Source organism: Geminicoccus flavidas, assembly GCF_009806515.1.
Taxonomy (GTDB): domain Bacteria; phylum Pseudomonadota; class Alphaproteobacteria; order Geminicoccales; family Geminicoccaceae; genus Geminicoccus; species Geminicoccus flavidus.
On the sequence record NZ_WUJP01000686.1, the window covers coordinates 1 to 2,580 of the forward strand.

Genomic DNA, 2,580 nt, shown 5'->3' on the forward strand with positions numbered 1-2,580 from the left:
CACGATCTCACGCATGTGGGGTCCTCTCGCTGAGCCGGCTGGTCATCGCATAGCGCCCGGGCCAGACGCCACCGCCCCGATGGCGCAGCCCGCCAAGGAAGCCGGCCAGGCGGCGCTGCACCTCGCCCCGGTCATACCCCGACGGGATGAACAGGTCGGCCTGCCGGCGCTTCTGCGCCGTGGGGACCTGCTGGGCGCGGATCCGGGCCAGGCGCTCCCGGGTCATGCCCGGCCGGCCGAGTGCCCGCTGCTCCTGGAGGGCGTCGGAGCAGCCCACCACCACCACGCGGTCGACCCGCCGCTCGCCGCCGGTCTCGAACAGGAGCGGGATGTCCAGCACCACGACCGGGGTGGCGTTGCGGGCGGCCCGGGTGAGAAAGCGATGCTCCTCGGCCCGGACCAGCGGATGGACGATTCCTTCCAGGCGACGCAGCGCCGCCGGATCGCCGAACACCTGCCGCCCGAGCGCAGCGCGGTCGATCCCGCCATCGGCGGCGGCCACCGTCGGGAACCCGGCCAGGACCGGGGCGACCGCGGCCCCAAGGGGGCGGAACAGGAGATGCACCGCCAGGTCCGCGTCGAATACCGGCACGCCGAAGGCGCGGAACAGCCCGGCGACATGGCTCTTGCCGGTGGCGATCGACCCGGTGAGGCCTACCAGGATCATGGGCGCAGGATCACGCCGCCAGCACCCCCTGGTCGCGCAGCGCCTGGAGCAGGGGCAAAAGCGGCAGGCCCTGGATGGTGAAATGGTCGCCCCGAACTCTGGCGAACAGCTGGGCGCCCAACCCTTCCAGATGATAGGCGCCTACCGAATGGAGCACCGCCTCGCCCGCCTCGGCCAGATAGGCGTCGATGAACCCGTGCGAGAGCGGCCGCATCCACAGTTCGGCCGGCTCGACATGATGCCAAATCCGGCTGCCGGAGCGGAACAGCACCGCGGCACTCCACAGGCGGTGGCGCTTGCCGCGCAGTTCCTGGAGCTGGCGACGGGCTGCGTCCAGCGCCTCCGGCTTGTCCAGCCAGCGGCCGTCCACCTCCAGCATCTGGTCGGCACCCAGGACCAGCACGTCGCCGGGGTAGCGGGCGGCGACGCGCTGCGCCTTGATCTCCGCGAGCGCCACGGCGGCGTCCTGGACGGCGACCCCTTCCGCGGCCAGCGCGGCCTTCACCTCGGCCTCATCGACCGGGACCGATTCCACCGTGAACGTCAGCCCGGCCGCCTCGAGCAGGCGGGCCCTGGCCCGGCTCTGCGAAGCCAGGATCAGCGGGGGAGCGTCGGGAAGCTGCATCGAGCACTCGGACAGGCGGAAGGTCGCCTGCGGATGTAGTCGGCAGCGGACGGGGGGACAAGCCGGCGGGCGGCTCAGCGCGGCAGGCGCAGGCTGACCCGCAGGCCGCCCAGCGGCGAGTTGTCCATCTCGATGTCGCCGCCATGGGCCAACGCCACGTCGCGGGCGATGGTGAGACCCAGCCCCACCCCGCCGGTGGCGCGCCGCCGGGACGGGTCCAGCCGCTTGAAGGGCTGGAACGCCTGGTCGCGCTGCTCGGCCGGGATGCCCGGCCCGTCATCGTCGACATGGATGGTGACGTAGTGCACGCCCAGTTGCAGGCTGAGCCCGACCTGTTGGCCATGGCGCACGGCGTTGTCGACCAAGTTGGCGACACAGGAGCGGATTGCCACCGGGCGCAGCGGCAGGCGGGTTTCCGGCCCCGGCTGGAGCTCAACGAAGGCCCCGGCGCGCCTCGCCCGCTCGGCCATCTCCACCAGCACCGCCTGGAGGTCGACCAGCTCCGGCACCTCGCGGCCCTCGCCGCGGGCGAAGCTCAGATAGGCGTCGATCAGGCGCTGCATCTCCTCGACGTCGCTCATCAGGTCGGCCACGGCCGGCTGGTGCTTGGGCATCATCGCCAGCTCCAGCTTCATCCGGGTGAGCGGGGTGCGCAGGTCGTGGCTGACCGCCGCCAGCATGTCAGTGCGCTGGTGCATGAAGCGCAGGATGCGCTGGCGCATCAGGTTGAAGGCGTGGCCGGCCCGGCGGATCTCGGTAGCACCCTCCAGCCGGAAGTCGCCGATGTCGCGGCCCTTGCCGAAGCTGTCGGCGGCCTCGGCCAGGCGGCGGATCGGCCGGACCTGGCGGCTCAGGAAGTAGATGGCGATCACCACCAGCACCAGCGACACGCCGACCATCCAGAACATGAACAGGGTGGTGGTGGTGCTGGTGAGGCGCTTGCGCTCGCCCAGGACGCGCAGGATGCCGCCATCGGTCGCGACCCAGACGGCGACCCGGTCGTCCTGGCCGATGCGCAGGTCGAGGCGGAACGGCCGCTTGACCTTCTCGTTGAACACCTCGCGGATGGTGGCGGGCACGTCGCGCTCGTCGATGCCGGCCAGTGCCGCCGCCTCGGCGAGATCGGTGTCCGGCTGGAAGGACAAGGCGAGCCCGGTCCGCTTGCGTGCCAGCTCCAGCAGTGCTGCCCGCTCAGGGGGTGGGGTCTGCTCGATCAGGTCGGCGATCAGCGCGGTCTCGCCGGCCAGACCCAGCGCCAGCCAGCGGGTGACGGTGTCCCAGTGGCGCA

The 2,580-nt window shown here is 71.9% G+C and carries 3 protein-coding genes; all 3 read right to left on the reverse strand.

The features are described 5' to 3' along the window. Window positions 1-7 precede the first annotated feature (7 nt). Window positions 8-667, reverse strand: a complete 660-nt coding sequence (gene coaE / locus EQG76_RS19515) for a dephospho-CoA kinase (protein WP_159716024.1) — start codon at window positions 665-667, stop codon at window positions 8-10. 10 nt (window positions 668-677) lie between these two features. Continuing rightward, entirely contained in the window at window positions 678-1,292 is a 615-nt protein-coding gene (locus EQG76_RS19520; RefSeq protein ID WP_159716025.1) for a Maf family protein, read from the reverse strand. 74 nt (window positions 1,293-1,366) lie between these two features. Continuing rightward, a partial coding sequence (locus tag EQG76_RS19525; RefSeq protein ID WP_159716026.1) for an ATP-binding protein occupies window positions 1,367-2,580 on the reverse strand: 1,214 nt, incomplete at its 5' end.

Excerpts from the sequence above, each read along its gene's own strand:
- EQG76_RS19520 (WP_159716025.1), bottom strand. The coding sequence starts at position 1,292 with ATGCAGCTTCCCGACGCTCCCCCGCTGATCCTGGCTTCGCAGAGCCGG.
- coaE (WP_159716024.1), bottom strand. The coding sequence starts at position 667 with ATGATCCTGGTAGGCCTCACCGGGTCGATCGCCACCGGCAAGAGCCAT.